The sequence below is a fragment of the Burkholderia sp. Bp8986 genome (assembly GCF_003854225.1).
GTDB lineage: Bacteria > Pseudomonadota > Gammaproteobacteria > Burkholderiales > Burkholderiaceae > Burkholderia.
On the sequence record NZ_QTQM01000048.1, the window covers coordinates 45,838 to 61,288 of the forward strand.

A 15,451-nucleotide genomic window follows, 5' to 3' on the forward strand; every position below is an offset into this window, starting at 1 on the left:
ACGGCGCCGCGCGCGACGCGGCACGAACAACCTTCGGGCGCGGCCGGCCGGCCGCGCCTTTCACGTGCAACTGGAGTCAGTCGTGAGTTCTCAAGTCGTCATCGTCGGCGGTGGTGTGATCGGCAGCTCGATCGCCTATTTCCTGCGCGCTACCGATCCGACGGTGTCCGTCACCGTCATCGAACGCGATCCCACCTATGCGAAATCGTCGTCGGCGCTGTCGGCCGCGTCGATTCGCCAGCAGTTCTCGACGCCGCTGTCGATCGAGATGTCGCTGTTCGGGATCGACTTCCTGCGCACGATCGGCGAGCGGCTCGAAGTCGACGGCACGCGGCCGTCGATCGATCTGCATGAAGGCGGCTACCTGTTTCTCGCGACGCCGGCTGGTGACGCGACGCTGCGCGAGAACCACGCGCTGCAGACGAAGCTCGGCGCCGATATCCGGTTGATGGATTGCGACGCGCTGCGCGCGAAGTTTCCCTGGCTGAACGTCGACGATCTCGTGTCGGGCGCCTATGGCGCGAGCGGCGAAGGGTGGTTCGACGGGTACGGGCTCGTGCAGGCGCTGCGCAAGAAGGCGCAGGCGCTCGGCGCGCGGTATGTGCCGGCCGATGTGACCGGCGTCGTGCGCGATGGTCGCAAGATCACGCACGTGGTGACGAACGACGGCGAGCGCTACGCATGCGACACGCTCGTCAACGCGGCCGGTGCGTGGACGCGCACGCTGTCGTCGATGATGGGCATCGACATTCCCGTGTACGCGCGGCGTCGCAGCATCTTCAACGTGTCGTCGCCGGCGAAGCTCACCGATTGCCCGCTGCTGATCGATCCGACCGGTGTGTATTTCCGGCCGGAAGGACGCACGTACATCTGCGGGACGTCGCCGAGCCCCGATCGCGACCCCGACGACCTGCCGCTCGACGAGGTCGATCACGACCTGTTCGACGAGGTGATCTGGCCGACGCTCGCGAATCGCGTGCCGGCGTTCGAGGCGCTGCGCGTGGAGAACTGCTGGTCCGGGTACTACGAGTACAACGTGTTCGATCACAACGCGATCATCGGGTATCACCCCGAGCTCGACAACGTCGTGTTCGCGAACGGGTATAGCGGGCACGGGCTGCAGCAAGGGCCCGCGACCGGGCGTGGAGTGAGCGAGCTGATCCTGGGCGGGCGATACGAATCGCTCGACCTGTCGTCGCTCGGCTGGGAGCGTGTGCTCGAAAACCGGCCGATCGTCGAAAAGAACGTCGTGTAGCGCGGCGTGACCGCCCGGTGTGTGGTGGGCGGGATTCTCCTTGTGTCTCAATCTGATTGGCCCGGCTTTGCCGGGCTTTTTTTGGGTTCATCGCAGAGCAAGCGGCCACCGTGCTCTGTCACCCGCTGGTAGCGGCCCGGCCAGTCAAGCTTCTCCAGCGTCGGCCACCGCAGCGTTCGCACCAGACCCGGCGTCGGGGCACGTGCAGCACCACCCGGTACTCGAACAACGGCAGATCACGTACCCGCCGTACGGTCGTTTCATGAATCTGCTGGTAATGTGCACCCGACTGCTCGCAGTACATGACCTTGCTGACCGGCTTCAGGTAGAGCGACAGCGTGCGGCTATCGCCTTGCGGCCACTCCACTCGATATAGCCGATAGCTGTCCAGCAGCCCAGTGCTTGCAGTGCCTTGCGATCGAGCAATTCTTCCTCCGACTTCCTCAAAATCAGGTGTCAGATTATGCAATCGCTCGAAAACCCTCCACGGTTTCCTGCGATGAACCAAATATAAGCACCTCAGCAAGTCACCTCGCTTGCCGCGAGACACGAACACGTGTCTAGAGATTAGAACTTTCTCCAGCACCGTCTGCACTGTAGCCGATGAGTTGAAATCCCCATCGCATACGCCCAAACGCGCGGTATCGCTGCGCCAATCACGCTGAACGCAGACCCGCTGATCTCACGCGTGACCGCGTCGGCCGCGAGCGCGTCGTCATCAGCAGCGGCGGCGGCAGGCTATCACGAGACGTATGACGCCGCTTGAATGGCCAGTAGAGCATGGTGAAACGACAGCCGGTCGGAAAGGCTTGTAAATCAATGCAAAATCACGGATCGAAGGCTTGCCTATCTGACGCTGCTCGTGCAGTCTCATTTTAGTAATCTGTTGTACTGCACGATGCCCGTCCACTTATAAGCGGCGAGCTAGCTCAAAGACTATTCTTGCGGGATCCCCAATGTATAAAGCGATTGCACGAAGCACCGTACGCGCGATACCCTGCGCTTTGCTTCTGAGCGCGTGCGCCTACGTAATACCGCCGCATCACAACGTCGATACGGAAAATCCCACGTACGATCCCGCAACGTCGGCGAGAATGAGGGTCCTCTCGGCGAACGGCCCGGAAAAGAGTGTTACGTTCTGGCAAGGAGACTGCGACGAACCCTCATCCGATCAGGGCGCGGTGAAAGCCAATGACGGTTTCGTATCGTCGTGGAACTATTCGTCGCGTAGCGTCGTAATTGGGATGCCCCCGAGCCCCCGCAAGGGAATGCGCGTTGAAAGTCTCTTTGGCCGGGACCAAATTCGGGAGTATGTCGTACCCGCTGATAGGCCAATTACGTTGGCACTGGCGATGAGTATCTACACGGGTCAGTATGGTGGAACGATTGGCTGCAAAGTGCCGCCGGTAACATTTACGCCGGTTGCCGGGCAGGACTATGACGTGTTTCTGGACACTGAGCGTCGTGCTTGCTCGACGGTCATCCGTCGAATCGACAAGGATGGATTGGATCAGCAGGTTCCTGCGATAACTGCCAAGAAATGTTCGGCTAGTATGCAGCCGAATTCCGCGGCCGCCAAGTAACGCATGATGCATGTGCGTTTAGCATCAGACTTGTCTTGATGCGGACAGGCATTTCCCTGCGACGGCTTTGCAGTAATGCGAACTTACCCGCGTGAGCGAACAGTTCCATGTTGCTTCCCGCCGTCGCTTTGGTCGCGTTGTACGCGGCCAACCCTTTCAATTTCGCGGTTCCATTCGTCGGAATTGTGGGCGACGGAGTGCTGGTTCCGATGGCGTTGCATTTGATGATCCGATGTCTTCCGATCAGCTACAACATCTACACCACAGATGAGGCATAAAACCGGTCAGTCGGCATCTGGCTATCGTCAACAATCGGCAGGCCTCATCAGATTTCCTCTGTCGCCCTTTGTTTGGTGGAGATTTTTAGACCATCGTTAATGGATTTTAATTCCACCAATGAGTAACAATGCCTTTATTGCTAAAGTCAATGAACAACTGGCGCGCATATCCATTTTCTTTCGCTGCCTTCCCATCCTGAGCGGAAGTCGCGATCGTTTTGGCACCGTTAACCCTTCTATTTGCGCCATTAACTTGATCACTAACGGCGCCCACTGTATTTTGAGCCGTAGATAAACCCATTTGAGATAAACCGGAAGTAATTCCACTAAGCATCCCTCCCATGCGTTCCATTACATTTGGAGTCGATGCGGTACTTTCATTGTAATACCAAGTTTCCCTGCCATCATCTTTCGTTTGCTTGGAATTTGAATCTCCATATAGCGCAACCACATCGGCCTTCGTGGTTTTTCCTACAACAATGTGTTGCCTGACATAGCTCGGTGAAAATTTATCCATTTGATTACCGCTGCTTGACGGCATTTGCGTACAGGCTGTGGTGCTTGCCAGAATTGAAATTGCAAAAAGCGAAATCAACGTTTTCATATATTTGACCCTGAATGGTTCATTCAACCATCATAATGGAAGTGAAATTTGTCTTGCACCAGACGGTTGCATGAAAATACGAACGACAATTTGATCGAACGTCGGGGTATTAGACCCCTGGATAGTATCGGCCCCAGCCATTTTGCATGTGGACTCCCATAATTATTATTCTCGATCGACGAATCGTCGACCGACATCAACTTCATCGCCGGTACGACAGATCTAACGCCATGGCAGTAAGAAAGAAATTGTCCGCCCCCAATTCGAATTAAGAAGTTGTTATTTCTAAAATGAAAGAGGGTAATTCGCGGCACCCTCTCTTTGATAAGGTATAGCACTACGTAAGATAGGTGCAATGAAATCGACGGGTACTTTGCAATCCTTGACATTTCACAATAGCTCCCTCGTCGAGCACAAGCTCAATCGATTTCGACGTTGATACACGCTGCAATGCCGCGCTGGTACATATGAAAAGGTGAAGGACTGCGGTTCTGCAACCAGCCACGTAGGGCCAATGGCCCGGACGCTGATGACTATCGGCCTTCGTCCATCTATGCCCATGGCTACCGGCTTGAGCGAGTCTGAAAGTGAGGTCGCGCTATTCAGCAACGGCGATCGGAGAGGCGCTGCCGAGCTTAATGACGTGTGTCAGCCGCGATCATGCGTCGACCAATCGGGATTTCGCTAAGGCCGCCATTTGTGCATCGTGCTCGATCACAACCCGCTCAAGCGCGATCCGCTCATGCTCGCTCGGTTGCCCACATTCCCCCCTTTGCATGCGAGCGACGATGGCGTTCAGAACATCTCCTGCTTCACGATAGCGAGACAGATCGACGTCGTCTGGATCTCGAGGAAAGAAGGCGAGATACACCACATTCAATAACGTCGCTATCGAATCGACGCCGGTACGACGCGTTAGGAGCGTAGCTAGTGCCCGGTGATGCTTGAGCGACAAGCGCTGCACATCCCGAGTCGGTAGCGGGAGAAGTTGTGCTTTCGTCAGGCGTCGACGTACAGCGCGTGGCTTCGTCGCGTTCATTCGTTTGGTGTGGTGACCTGCTCCCCGCGTTTAGTACGGTGACGGTGTAGAGTTCGTTCCAGCCACTGACGCAAGTCGGCAACGATCTTGGCATTTTGTGCGGGCGACACCTGTATGCAAGGCGACACGGTTTCCTGCGATGAACCTTTTTTTATCGGAGCGGGAGGCCGGAGGCGTGGTTCCGGCGCGAGCGGCTCAGGCCAGCAAGCAGGCGATCAGATCGTGCGTCGTGCGCACCTCGTACTTCCGCAGCAAGCTCGCACGATGAATATCGACCGTGCGCGGGCTGATGTTCAGCTCCTTGCCGATTTCCTTGCTGGTGAGCCCGTGAACCAGGAATGCCGCGACGTCGCGCTCGCGTTCGGTCAACGTGCTGGCGACGTCGGGATGCTTCGCGTCGGCCGACAGGTCGGTGAAGGTCCAGACGGCCAGCTCGAAAGGCCGCTTCGGGTTGTAGCCGAAGCCACACACGGTGACCCAGAAATGGCTGCCGTCGACGCGGCGCATGATGCGATCGTCGCTGAACCCCGCACGCTTCGCGAGCAGCGGCGCGAGGCGACGGCCGGTCGTCGCGAAGTCCTTCTGCTGCGGATACAGCTTCGCGAACGACTGGTCGATGATGTCGTCGCGGGTCGCCCTGAACAGTTGCAGCGCCTTCTCGTTGCAGTCGATCATGATGCGCTCTTTCGCCACGATCGCGGCGACGGGAAGATGCCTGAAGAGATCTTCGTAGTCGAGGCTTGGCATCGTGTCGGTCATGTTCGGCATCGGGTCGGCGGGTCCGAACCGTGGTCGGACCCAGGCTATCGGGCAGGTTCGCTCCTGTCGGATTGTAGCCGTAGCGCTTGCAGCACATTCAACCGACGTGAAAGACGCAGCAGTCGTGCCCTTCGCCCGCGCACCGGAGTTCGGCCGAATGCGCACGCGGGCCCCTGCTCGCCGTGTCGGGCGCGGTGTCGTTGACCCAGTCCATTGCGCCGGCGAACCAGCCCGCGAACATGTAGCAGAGCTTGCCGTGCTTGTCGGGCTGGGCCAGCACGAAGGACGAGTGATGCAGATGGATGCGCGCGTGCGACGTCGCCGGATCGGCTTCGGCAATGCTGAACACGCCCCAGCCGCGCTGCGACAGCCGCTTCAGATAATGTTCGAACACGGCCATGCCGGCGATGCCGTGCTGCTTCGCCTCCTTGTCGCACCAGTGATAGGCCGACTTGTAGCCGGCCTTGTAGAGAATCGACGCGTAGGCTTCGCGGCCGAGCGCCTCTTCCACGGCGACATGATTGTTCGTGAAGAAATGGCGCGGCACGTACAGCATCGGCAGCGCGTCGGTGGTCCAGACACCGGTGTCCGGATCGACGTCGATCGGCAATTGTGGCTGCATGGCGGGTGCGTGGTGGGTTCGTGTCGTGTGATTCAACCGTTCCAGACTTCGCCGAACACCCGCAGCCAGTTCTCGCCCATCACCTTCCTGATGCGCGACTCGCTCCAGCCGGCGCGTTGCATCGCGGCCGTCAGGTTCGGGAATTCGCCGATCGTGCGGATGCCTTCCGGATTGACGACCTTGCCGAAGTCCGTCAGGCGGCGATAGCGGCCCTTGTCGTGCGTGATCCAGTCGAAGAACTCGGTGCTGTAGCCCTGCGTGAAGTCCGTGCCGATTCCGACCTTGTCCTCGCCGATCACGTCGATCACGTATTCGATCGCTTCGAGATAATCGTCGATGGTTGCATCGGCGCCGCGTCGCAGGAACGGCATGAACATCGTGACGCCCACGAAGCCGTTCGCTTCCGCGATCTCGCGCAGTTGCTCGTCCGTCTTGTTGCGCGGATGTTCCTTCAGCGCGGACGGGCAGCAGTGCGAGTACGTGACCGGCTTCTTCGAACAGGCGATCGCGTCGGACGAGGTTTTCGCGCCGACGTGCGAGAGATCCACCATGATGCCGACGCGGTTCATCTCCTGGATCACTTCGCGGCCGTAGCCGGACAACCCGCCATCCGGTTCATAGGAACCCGTGCCGACGAGGTTCTGCGTGTTGTAGCAGAGCTGCACCACATTCACGCCGAGTTCCTTGAACACTTCGATATAGCCGAGGTTGTCCTCGAACGCATATGAGTTCTGGAAGCCGAGGATGATGCCGGTCTTGTTCTCCTTCTTCGCGCGCAGGATGTCGTCCGTCGTGCGCACCAGCGTGAGGATTTCACTGTATTCGCGGATCTGCTGCTTCATCTCCGCGATGTTGTCGATCGTCTTCTGGAAGTCTTCCCACACGGAGACCGTGCAGTTGACGGCCGTGACGCCGCCCTTGCGCATGTCTTCGAACACCGATCGCTCGAAGCGGGAGATGTTCAGGCCGTCAATGATGATGCTGGCGTCGTGAAGGCTCGTCATGGTGTTTCTCCATGCGTTGGTTTAGTCGGCCCCGTTTGCACGAGCGGGGCGTGTACTCAAACCGCGCCTTCGACGCCGCGCTTGGCGGACTGGCCGGTTCTCGCGGTTGCCGGACCTGCGTCTTCGAGCGCCGTCTTCGACGTTTCCGGCAGGGACAGGCCGCCGATCATCGCCAGGATCGACACGGCGATCAGGTAATAAGCGGGCGACAGGTTGGTCCCGGTCGCCGAGATCAGCCACGTGGCGACGAGCGGCGCCGTGCCGCCGAAGATCGTGTACGCGAGGTTGTACGTGATCGCCGATGCGGTATAGCGCGTTTTCGTCGCGAACACTTCCGACATCAGCGGTGCCGTCACGACGCCCGAGAACACCGCGCCGATGGCCAGCAGTGCGACGCCGGCCAGCGATTGCGACAGCACGCCCGAGCCGCCCAGCGAGAACGCCGGATACACCGACACGATGATGAAGAGGCCGGTCGTGGCGATCGTCGCGCGGCGGCCGACGAGGTCGGAGAAGAAGCCGGCGACCGGGCACAGGGCCGCGGCGAAGAAGAGGGCGAGCACCGTCACCAGGAGCGACGTGCCGCGAGACAGGTGCCCGGCCACTTGGAGGTAGGTCGCGAAATACGTCGTGAACGTGTAGAACGACAGCGCCGTCACGGACACGAACGCGCCGAGCTTCAGGATATTCAGCGACTGCGAACGCAGCGTTTCCATCAGCGGCGCATGCGCGATGTCGTGCTTGCCTTCGAGTGCCTGGAACGCGGGCGTTTCATTCAGGTTCACGCGCAGGTACACGCCGATGAGGCCGACCGGTGCCGCGATCAGGAACGGCACGCGCCAACCCCATTCGACCATTGCCTGCGACGACAGCGACGATTCGAGCAGATAGGCGACCACGGCCGCGCAGGCGAACGACGAGAAGGTCGACACCGGCACGAAGCTGCCGAAGAACGCGCGGCGGCGGCGCGGTGCGTGTTCCATCACGTACGCGCATGCGCCGGCGTATTCGCCGCCTGCCGAGAACCCCTGGACGCAGCGGATGATCGTGAGCAGCAACGGCGCCCAGTAACCGATGCTCGCGTAGGTCGGGAGCAGGCCGATCAATGTGGTCGAGCCGGCCATCATCAGGATCGTCAGCGCAAGCGTGCGCTTGCGGCCGATCCGGTCGCCGATGACGCCGAAGACCAGGCCGCCCAGCGGGCGGAATGCGAAGGCCACCGCGAAGACGGCGAACGTCTTCAGGAGACCGACCGTGGGGTCGCCGCTCGGAAAGAATTCGCGCGTCAGGATGGTGGCGAGAAAGCCGTATGCGGCGAAATCGAACCACTCGACGAAATTGCCGATCGAGGCTGCGGCGATCACGCGTCGTAGCGTGCTGGTATCGACGTCCTGGGTGGTCATGGTCGTGTCCTCTTCGTAGGTGTGGTTCGGTTCGCGTCGAAAACATCGTAGGGACGCCAATTACCTAGGTCCATACGTGTCAATTACCTAGGTAATCGGGGGCGGGGCGGGGGGCGGCTGCCGGCCGGCGTTGCCGGAGTTGAATAAGGGAGCGTGGAGGCTAGACTGGAAGTTCCCCATGCACACCATGGAGGGAGACATGACGACCATCTATGTCGTGAAGACCGGGCTTCAGTTCCTCTGTACCGGCGAGGACGGCGACATCGGCATGGCACCGGAGATCGAGGAAGCGATGTCCTTTCTTTCGTATGAAGAAGCGAAAAAGGTGGCAAGCGAGAACGCCGATCCGGGATATGAGATTCTGGCGGTCGATATTGTGTGCCGCTGATGGGGGAGTTTCGCGGCGAGGGGCTCGATGACGGAAGATGCCTCGGGGGCGCGCGCATCTTGGGGCTAGGTGCGGCGTCGCTTCCGTGCGGCCATCAACGCATGTAGCGGCACACCTGTAGTCACCTGTGACAACTGCCACGGCCGCGAACCGCCGTGAAGCGCCAACACGTACCGGTCGAAAACCGTCGAACGTACTCTATTTGTGCGCGCGGCACGGCCGCATCACGTCCCTCAATCGATGATCAAACCGCAAGACATGATGCATATGGGTATCGGTTGTCGATATCGATCGCTTTGAGCAATCTTGTAGCCATTGGGCTACATCGGTGCCTGTTTCATCAATTTTTGTATCCCAGGGGATACAAAATCGCGGATGGCAATTTGTGCCTCGGGGATCGGTGATTGAAGCCGCCGGCTTCTCGGATACGGGCACGGCCGACAATGGAAGAGAAGTGATCGGGCGCTCGGAATTGCCTGGAGAGCGCGGGAAAGGGAGTTGATGCGGGCCACCGAGCAACACGGCGAGCGCCGCCCATTTGATGACCAAACCGCAAGACCTAGTGCATAGATATCGTTTGCCGCAGCGTTAATGACTATCGACAATCGTGGCTCGAATTCCCGCCGTTGGCGCCAGAAGCGCCTTGGCGGGCGGCACCCGTCGGCTATCCCGGCCGTCGCTGCCATCCAGCTCACGACGACATGTACGCGTTCACGCCCTCATTCCAGAATCCTGCCGGTTCGCCGATCCGCGAGCTGTTCAAATACCTCTCCGAGCCGGGGATGATTTCGTTCGCCGGCGGTTACCCGGCCAGCGACCTGTTCGACGTCGACGGCCTGAACGCCGCCGCCGAACGCGCATACGCCCAGCCGGTCCGCTGCCTGCAATACGGCCCGACCGACGGCCTCGCCGAACTGAAGCAGCAACTGATCGCGTTGATGGCGCGCCGCAACGTGACGTGCACGCCCGCCGAACTGCTCGTCACGACCGGCTCGCAGCAGGGCCTCGATCTGCTATTGCGCGTGATGGTCGGCCCCGGCGACGTCGTGCTGACCGAACAGCCGGCGTACCCGGCGACGCTGTCGGCGATGCGTCTGCAGCAGGCGCGCATCGTCACGATCCCCGTCGACGGCGAAGGGCTCGACGTCGACCGCCTCGCGTCGCAACTCGCATCCGGCGCGATCGCGCAGCCGAAGCTGCTCTACACGGTCCCGACCTTCGCGAACCCGACCGGCGCGACGCTCACGCGCGAACGCCGGCTGAAGTTGCTGCGCCTCGCGGTGCAATACCGTTTCCTGATCGTCGAGGACGATCCCTACGGCGACCTGCGTTTCGCGGGCGAACCGGTGCCGTCGATGCTTGCACTCGCGAACGACGTCGAAGGCGCGCGCGACTGGATCGTGCATTTCGCGAGCCTGTCGAAAATCGTCGCGCCGGGGCTGCGCGTGGGCTGGACGATCGCGCCGGCCGAAATCGCGCGGCGCTGCGTGATCGCGAAGCAGACGGTCGACCTGTGCAGCACGCCGTGGACGCAAGCCACCGCCGCCGAGTATCTCGCCGACGGCGCACTCGAACGCCATCTGCCCCGCATCACGGCGGCCTACCAGCGCAAGTGCGACGCGATGTGCGACGCGCTGCGCGACGGTCTCGGCGACGCGATCACGTTCCATCGTCCCGAAGGCGGGATGTTCGTGTGGGCGCGCATCGGCGCGGTGTCGTCGGATGTGCTGCTGCAACAGGCGATCGCGAACAAGGTCGTCTTCGTGCCGGGCAAGGCGTTCTTCGCGGACAACGTCGACGCGGCATCGCTGCGGCTGTCGTTCGCCGCACCCGATGTCGACGCGATCCGGGAAGGCGTGGCGCGCCTCGTGCGCGCGTATGGTGCGGCGCTGGCCGCGTGAGGAGACACACATGAACATCGTCATCAACCACACCGCATGGATGGACCAAGCGCCGGGCATGGCCGATATTCGTCCCGTCGAGCACAAGTCGTCGCAGATCGGCGCGGGGCCGCAGTACGTGGCCGACGTACTCGGCCGCTTCGGCGCGGAGTCGACCGACACGCGTGACGCCGCACCGGCCGTCCTCGGCTACAACTGAACCCCGCGGCGGCGGGCTCGCAAGGAAAGCTCGTCGCCGAAACGGTTAAGCTGTCGCGATCGAATCGCGCAGGATCGCCACGCCATCATGTCCGACACCGACACCCACTCCGAATCGCTGACGGAAACGTACGACCGCCTTTGGTCCTGCCTCGAGTCCGGCGTCGGCGCGCAGCGCTCGCCGTTCACGATGCTGCAGGCCGCGACGCTCGGCCTCGATGGTGCGCCGAAGGTGCGCACGATCGTGTTGCGGCAAGTGAGCCGCGCCGATCGCCTGCTGTCGTTCCATACCGATGCGCGTTCGGAGAAGGTCGCGGAATTGCGCCGTGACGCGCGTATCGCCATCGTCGCGAACGATCTCGATTCACTCGTGCAGATTCGCGCGGAAGGCGTGGCATCGATCTGCGACGACGAAGCGCAACGTCGCGCGGTCTGGCAATCGAGCCGTCCGCATACGCTGCTGCTGTATCGCGCACCGCTGCGCCCCGGCACGCCGATCGGGTCGCCCGAAGAGGCGCACGTCGCGGCAGGCGCAACCAGAGTCACATCGGCCACCGACGACGGCTACCGGAACTTCTGCCTGCTCCACGTCACGGTGACGCGCATCGACTGGCTCGAACTCGCGCGCGGCGGCCATCGCCGCGCGGTGTTCGACGTGAACGACGACGGCTACGAAGGCCGTTGGGTCGCACCCTGACGGCGACGTCCGCGTTTCCGCTACAAACCCGTACAAGTCAGACAAATCCCGGATACATCAGACCTTTCAAATGGGCAACGCCGCGTGACCGGCGCGCGCCCGAATGAAAGCGAAGGCGCGCTCCGACGCGCGGCATGTTCACTTTCCACTTCACGAAAGGAGATGCCGAACGATGTCTTCCACACCGTTTTCCCCGACGCGTCGCCACCTGCTGGCCACTTCCGTGGCCGCCGGGGTATCCGCGATGCTGCCCACCGCCGCGCTGCGTGCGGCCACCGGCGGCAACGGCATACGCCCGTTCACCGCCCATATCCCCGACGACGCACTGGCCGACCTGCGCCGCCGCCTTGCCGCGACGCGCTGGCCGGGCCGCGAGACCGTCGCCGACGAATCGCAGGGCGTGCGGCTCGCGCGTATGCAGGCGCTGCTGCGTTACTGGGGTACCGAATACGACTGGCGCAAGGGCGAGGCGCGCCTGAACGGCTTTCCGATGTTCATCACCGAGATCGACGGGCTCGACATTCACTTCATCCACGTGCGCTCGCGGCACGCGAACGCGATGCCGATGATCATGACGCACGGCTGGCCCGGTTCGATCTTCGAGCTGCTGAAGGCGATCGGCCCGCTGACCGACCCGACCGCGCACGGTGCGAGTGCCGACGATGCGTTCCACGTCGTCGTGCCGTCGCTGCCGGGCTTCGGTTTCTCGGGGCGTCCGGCGAAAACGGGCTGGGGCTCCGACCACATTGCGCGTGCCTGGGGCGAGCTGATGGCGCGGCTTGGCTATACGCGCTTCGTGTCGCAGGGCGGCGACTGCGGCTCGGTGATCTCGCACCGGATGGCGATGCAGCGCGTGCAGGGCCTGGCCGGGATTCACGTGAACATGCCGGCGACGGTGCCGCCGGACATCGCGACGCTGCTCCAGACCGACGCGCCGGCACCGGCGTTGCTGGCGCCGAAGGAGAAGGCCGCGTACGAGAAGCTCGCGACGTTCTATCGCGACAACTGCGGCTACTCGGCGATGATGGTCACGCGTCCGCAGACGGTCGGCTACGCGCTGGCCGATTCGCCGTCGGGTCAGGCCGCGTGGATGTACGACAAGATCTCGCAGTGGACCTACAGCGGCGGCGTGCCGGAACGGTCGATCCCGCGCGACGAGATTCTCGACGACATTTCGTTGTACTGGCTGACCAACACGGCGACGTCCGCCGCGCAGATCTACTGGGAGGATCACTCGAACAACTTCAACGCGGTGGACATCTCGCTGCCGGCGGCGATCACGGTGTTCCCCGGCGAGATCTACCAGGCGCCGCGCAGCTGGGCCGAGCGCAGCTATCACAACCTGATCTACTTCAACGAAGTCGACAAGGGCGGGCATTTCGCGGCTTGGGAGGAGCCGGAACTGTTCGCCCGCGAAGTGCGTGCCGGGTTCCGGCCGTTGCGTCGCGCGTAAGCGTGGCTTGACGGGAAAACGCGGGCCGGTGGCGATGCCGGCTCGTGTCGCGCGTCGCGCGCGGCCGACCGCGAACACCCGTTTCCGCCACGATTTTGAATCGCTGTATGTCGTACCCGAACACAGATACGTTGGGATACAAAGCGTCCGGGCGGTTCGGATATAAAACCGGTGAAGCGATTCACACGGCGGCGCGGTGCGATGCGCCGCCGCCGTGAATGGCGACACCGCATCGCCCGCACGTGCCGCGGGCCCCTTTCTTACCGATCGACAATGGAGAACGCGTCATGCCTGATACCGTCAACACCCGCCGCCGCCTGATTCTGGGCACGACACTCGCCAGCCTGAGCCTGGCCGACCTCGGGTTCGGCTCGCTGGCGCGCGCGCAGTCGGCGCCCGATTCGTCGACGCCGAAGCGCGCGGCCGGCGCGGCGTCGCTCGGCAAGATCCACCAGATCGACGCGGGCGTGCTGAACGTCGGGTATGCGGATCTCGGGCCGAAGAACGGCCCGGTCGTGTTTCTGCTGCACGGCTGGCCGTACGATATCTACAGCTACGCGGACGTTGCACCGCTGCTCACGGCGGCCGGCTATCGCGTGATCGTGCCGTACCTGCGCGGCTACGGATCGACGACGTTCCGCTCGGCCGACACGGTGCGCAACGGCCAGCAGGCGGTGACGGCCGTCGACATCGTCGCGCTGATGGATGCGCTCAAGATCGACCGCGCGGTGTTCGGCGGCTACGACTGGGGTGCGCGCACGGCCGACATCATCGCGGCACTGTGGCCGCAGCGCGTGAAGGCGCTGGTGTCGGTGAGCGGCTACCTGATCGGCAGCCAGGAGGCGAACCGCAAGCCGCTGCCGCCGCAAGCGGAACTCCAGTGGTGGTATCAGTTCTACTTCACGACCGAGCGCGGCGCGCTCGGCTACGCGGAGAATCGTGATGCGTTCAACAAGCTGATCTGGCAGCTCGCGTCGCCGAAGTGGCAGTTCTCCGACGAGACCTTCACGCGCAGCGCCGCGTCGTTCCAGAACCCCGACCACGTGGCCGTCGTGATCCACAACTATCGCTGGCGCCTCGGGCTCGCGCAGGGCGAAGCGCAATACGACGACATCGAGCGGAGGCTCGCGGCCGGCCCGGCGATCACCGTGCCGACGATCACGATGGAAGGCGACGCGAACGGTGCGCCGCATCCGCAGCCGGCCGCGTATGCGAAGAAGTTCACCGGCAAGTACCAGCACCGGACGATCACCGGTGGCATCGGCCACAACCTGCCGCAGGAAGCGCCGCAGGCGTTCGCGGATGCGATCCTGCAAGTGGAGCATCTGTGATGCGGGTACACGCTAATGTCGTGCAGCGCGGCGTGCGCCGTGCATGCGTCGCGGGCGTGCTGCTGGCCGGCGCGTTGTCGGTGAGCGGCCCGGCTGCGCTTGCCGAACGGCCGAAGCCGGCCGCGTCGCCGATCTACGGCGTGACGATTCCGCCCGGCTATCGGAAGTGGGAAATGGTCGCGCCGGCCGAGGAAGCGGCACCGCTCGACGAATTGCGCGTGGTGCTCGGCAACCCCGTCGCGATCCGCGCGCTCGAACAGGCGACGCTGCCGTTTCCGGACGGCGCGATCCTCGTGAAGCTCGCGTACAAGCGCAAGCAGTCCGACGAGTTCGCGCCGGCAACGGTGCCCGGCCAGGCGACGACCGTGCAGGTGATGGTGAAGGATTCGCGTCGCTATGCATCGACGGGCGGCTGGGGCTTCGGGCGCTTCATCAACGGCGTGCCGGCCGATATCGGTCAGCACCAGACCTGCTTCGCGTGTCATCAGGCGCGCGTGAAGAATCACGACTATGTGTTCACGCGGTTTGCGCCTTGAGGGGGCGAGCGTGGCGGAACCGGCGAATGCGTGTCGTGTGGGGTACGCCGTTCGCCGTTCACCATCGTTCTGATCGCCGGTGCCGAATTGCGGGTGGAGCGGCGGAGCGAACCCGGTCGCCAACGATTGCGCCGCCGCGTAGTTTGCATCACCACGAATAGCCTTGCATGCCGTAGTCGGTGTCGTGTCGACGACCCCACCAGGGGAGGTACGCGTTGTTGCCGCCGCGTGCGCGGAACCAGTCTTGGTCCGGATCGATCGGGGTGAGCTTCGACGGTGGTCTGACGACGACCGCGACGGGGTGCTCGGGGCCGGTCGTGCCTGCGACCAAGGCGTTGCCGCCGAAGTGGTTGATCCGGCCGATTGCGAGTGCGACATCGGTCAATGCGCTGCCGGTTCC

General features: G+C 62.6%; 14 protein-coding genes and 3 pseudogenes. 9 read left to right on the forward strand and 8 right to left on the reverse strand.

Features of this window, described 5'->3' with window-relative positions:
• The first annotated feature begins 82 nt into the window (after positions 1 to 82).
• Positions 83 to 1,255 (forward strand): FAD-binding oxidoreductase, encoded by a 1,173-nt coding sequence (locus DID99_RS30670; RefSeq protein WP_124668195.1) that lies wholly within the window; start codon positions 83 to 85, stop codon positions 1,253 to 1,255.
• A gap of 116 nt (positions 1,256 to 1,371) precedes the next feature.
• Here DID99_RS30670 and DID99_RS30675 read toward each other — a convergent pair.
• Positions 1,372 to 1,681, reverse strand: a pseudogene (locus DID99_RS30675) (transposase family protein); the annotation flags it as partial.
• Between the two features lie 926 nt (positions 1,682 to 2,607).
• Between DID99_RS30675 and DID99_RS30680 the strand changes: the two are divergent.
• On the forward strand, positions 2,608 to 2,838 hold the full coding sequence (locus tag DID99_RS30680; protein ID WP_124668196.1) for a hypothetical protein: 231 nt from the start codon (positions 2,608 to 2,610) through the stop codon (positions 2,836 to 2,838).
• Between the two features lie 384 nt (positions 2,839 to 3,222).
• Here the strand turns inward: DID99_RS30680 and DID99_RS30685 are convergent, their stop codons facing one another.
• The 6 genes and pseudogenes from DID99_RS30685 to DID99_RS30710 form a co-directional block, all read right to left on the reverse strand.
• Positions 3,223 to 3,720, reverse strand: coding sequence for a hypothetical protein (locus DID99_RS30685; RefSeq protein WP_124668197.1), 498 nt, complete (start codon positions 3,718 to 3,720; stop codon positions 3,223 to 3,225).
• A 658-nt stretch (positions 3,721 to 4,378) separates the two neighbouring features.
• On the reverse strand, positions 4,379 to 4,675 hold the full coding sequence (locus DID99_RS30690) for a hypothetical protein (protein ID WP_124668198.1): 297 nt from the start codon (positions 4,673 to 4,675) through the stop codon (positions 4,379 to 4,381).
• A 279-nt stretch (positions 4,676 to 4,954) separates the two neighbouring features.
• Entirely contained in the window at positions 4,955 to 5,527 is a 573-nt protein-coding gene (locus tag DID99_RS30695) for a LuxR C-terminal-related transcriptional regulator (RefSeq protein ID WP_124668199.1), read from the reverse strand.
• 388 nt (positions 5,528 to 5,915) lie between these two features.
• Positions 5,916 to 6,140: pseudogene (locus DID99_RS38520) on the reverse strand (DUF5943 domain-containing protein); the annotation flags it as partial.
• A 32-nt stretch (positions 6,141 to 6,172) separates the two neighbouring features.
• On the reverse strand, positions 6,173 to 7,144 hold the full coding sequence (locus tag DID99_RS30705) for a dipeptidase (protein ID WP_124489282.1): 972 nt from the start codon (positions 7,142 to 7,144) through the stop codon (positions 6,173 to 6,175).
• Between the two features lie 56 nt (positions 7,145 to 7,200).
• Positions 7,201 to 8,547, reverse strand: coding sequence for an MFS transporter (locus DID99_RS30710; protein WP_044849019.1), 1,347 nt, complete (start codon positions 8,545 to 8,547; stop codon positions 7,201 to 7,203).
• Positions 8,548 to 8,746: 199 nt separating this feature from the next.
• Here DID99_RS30710 and DID99_RS30715 point away from each other — a divergent pair, with 199 nt between their 5' ends.
• The 7 genes from DID99_RS30715 to DID99_RS30750 all read left to right on the forward strand — a co-directional run bounded on the left by DID99_RS30715 (position 8,747) and on the right by DID99_RS30750 (position 15,051).
• Positions 8,747 to 8,935: a hypothetical protein gene (locus tag DID99_RS30715; protein ID WP_059819600.1), complete on the forward strand. Its 189-nt coding sequence runs from the start codon at positions 8,747 to 8,749 to the stop codon at positions 8,933 to 8,935.
• A 701-nt stretch (positions 8,936 to 9,636) separates the two neighbouring features.
• Positions 9,637 to 10,836 carry a PLP-dependent aminotransferase family protein gene (locus tag DID99_RS30720; RefSeq protein WP_124489285.1) on the forward strand — a complete coding sequence of 400 codons (1,200 nt, stop codon included), beginning with the start codon at positions 9,637 to 9,639 and terminating at the stop codon, positions 10,834 to 10,836.
• 10 nt (positions 10,837 to 10,846) lie between these two features.
• The gene (locus tag DID99_RS30725; RefSeq protein WP_124668200.1) at positions 10,847 to 11,035 is read left to right on the forward strand and encodes a hypothetical protein; all 189 of its coding nucleotides are present in this window, start codon (positions 10,847 to 10,849) and stop codon (positions 11,033 to 11,035) included.
• Between the two features lie 87 nt (positions 11,036 to 11,122).
• Entirely contained in the window at positions 11,123 to 11,731 is a 609-nt protein-coding gene (locus DID99_RS30730) for a pyridoxamine 5'-phosphate oxidase family protein (RefSeq protein ID WP_124668201.1), read from the forward strand.
• 172 nt (positions 11,732 to 11,903) lie between these two features.
• Positions 11,904 to 13,184, forward strand: a complete 1,281-nt coding sequence (locus tag DID99_RS30735) for an epoxide hydrolase family protein (RefSeq protein WP_124668202.1) — start codon at positions 11,904 to 11,906, stop codon at positions 13,182 to 13,184.
• A 287-nt stretch (positions 13,185 to 13,471) separates the two neighbouring features.
• A complete protein-coding gene (locus DID99_RS30745; protein WP_124668204.1) occupies positions 13,472 to 14,515 on the forward strand; it encodes an alpha/beta fold hydrolase in 1,044 nt (347 codons plus the stop codon).
• Complete coding sequence (locus DID99_RS30750) at positions 14,515 to 15,051, forward strand: cytochrome P460 family protein (protein ID WP_124668205.1); 537 nt, start codon at positions 14,515 to 14,517, stop codon at positions 15,049 to 15,051. Before DID99_RS30745 ends, DID99_RS30750 begins: the two co-directional genes overlap by 1 nt.
• A 148-nt stretch (positions 15,052 to 15,199) precedes the next feature.
• Here DID99_RS30750 and DID99_RS30755 read toward each other — a convergent pair.
• Positions 15,200 to 15,451 (reverse strand): annotated as a pseudogene (locus DID99_RS30755) (virulence factor); the annotation flags it as partial.

Bases quoted from the DNA above. Each gene is read 5' to 3' on its own strand.
- DID99_RS30725 (WP_124668200.1), top strand. From the start codon at position 10,847: ATGAACATCGTCATCAACCACACCGCATGGATGGACCAAGCGCCGGGC.
- DID99_RS30695 (WP_124668199.1), bottom strand. From the start codon at position 5,527: ATGCCGAACATGACCGACACGATGCCAAGCCTCGACTACGAAGATCTC.
- DID99_RS30705 (WP_124489282.1), bottom strand. From the start codon at position 7,144: ATGACGAGCCTTCACGACGCCAGCATCATCATTGACGGCCTGAACATC.
- DID99_RS30730 (WP_124668201.1), top strand. From the start codon at position 11,123: ATGTCCGACACCGACACCCACTCCGAATCGCTGACGGAAACGTACGAC.
- DID99_RS30715 (WP_059819600.1), top strand. From the start codon at position 8,747: ATGACGACCATCTATGTCGTGAAGACCGGGCTTCAGTTCCTCTGTACC.
- DID99_RS30750 (WP_124668205.1), top strand. From the start codon at position 14,515: ATGCGGGTACACGCTAATGTCGTGCAGCGCGGCGTGCGCCGTGCATGC.
- DID99_RS30680 (WP_124668196.1), top strand. From the start codon at position 2,608: ATGAGTATCTACACGGGTCAGTATGGTGGAACGATTGGCTGCAAAGTG.
- DID99_RS30745 (WP_124668204.1), top strand. From the start codon at position 13,472: ATGCCTGATACCGTCAACACCCGCCGCCGCCTGATTCTGGGCACGACA.
- DID99_RS30735 (WP_124668202.1), top strand. From the start codon at position 11,904: ATGTCTTCCACACCGTTTTCCCCGACGCGTCGCCACCTGCTGGCCACT.
- DID99_RS30720 (WP_124489285.1), top strand. From the start codon at position 9,637: ATGTACGCGTTCACGCCCTCATTCCAGAATCCTGCCGGTTCGCCGATC.
- DID99_RS30685 (WP_124668197.1), bottom strand. From the start codon at position 3,720: ATGAAAACGTTGATTTCGCTTTTTGCAATTTCAATTCTGGCAAGCACC.
- DID99_RS30710 (WP_044849019.1), bottom strand. From the start codon at position 8,547: ATGACCACCCAGGACGTCGATACCAGCACGCTACGACGCGTGATCGCC.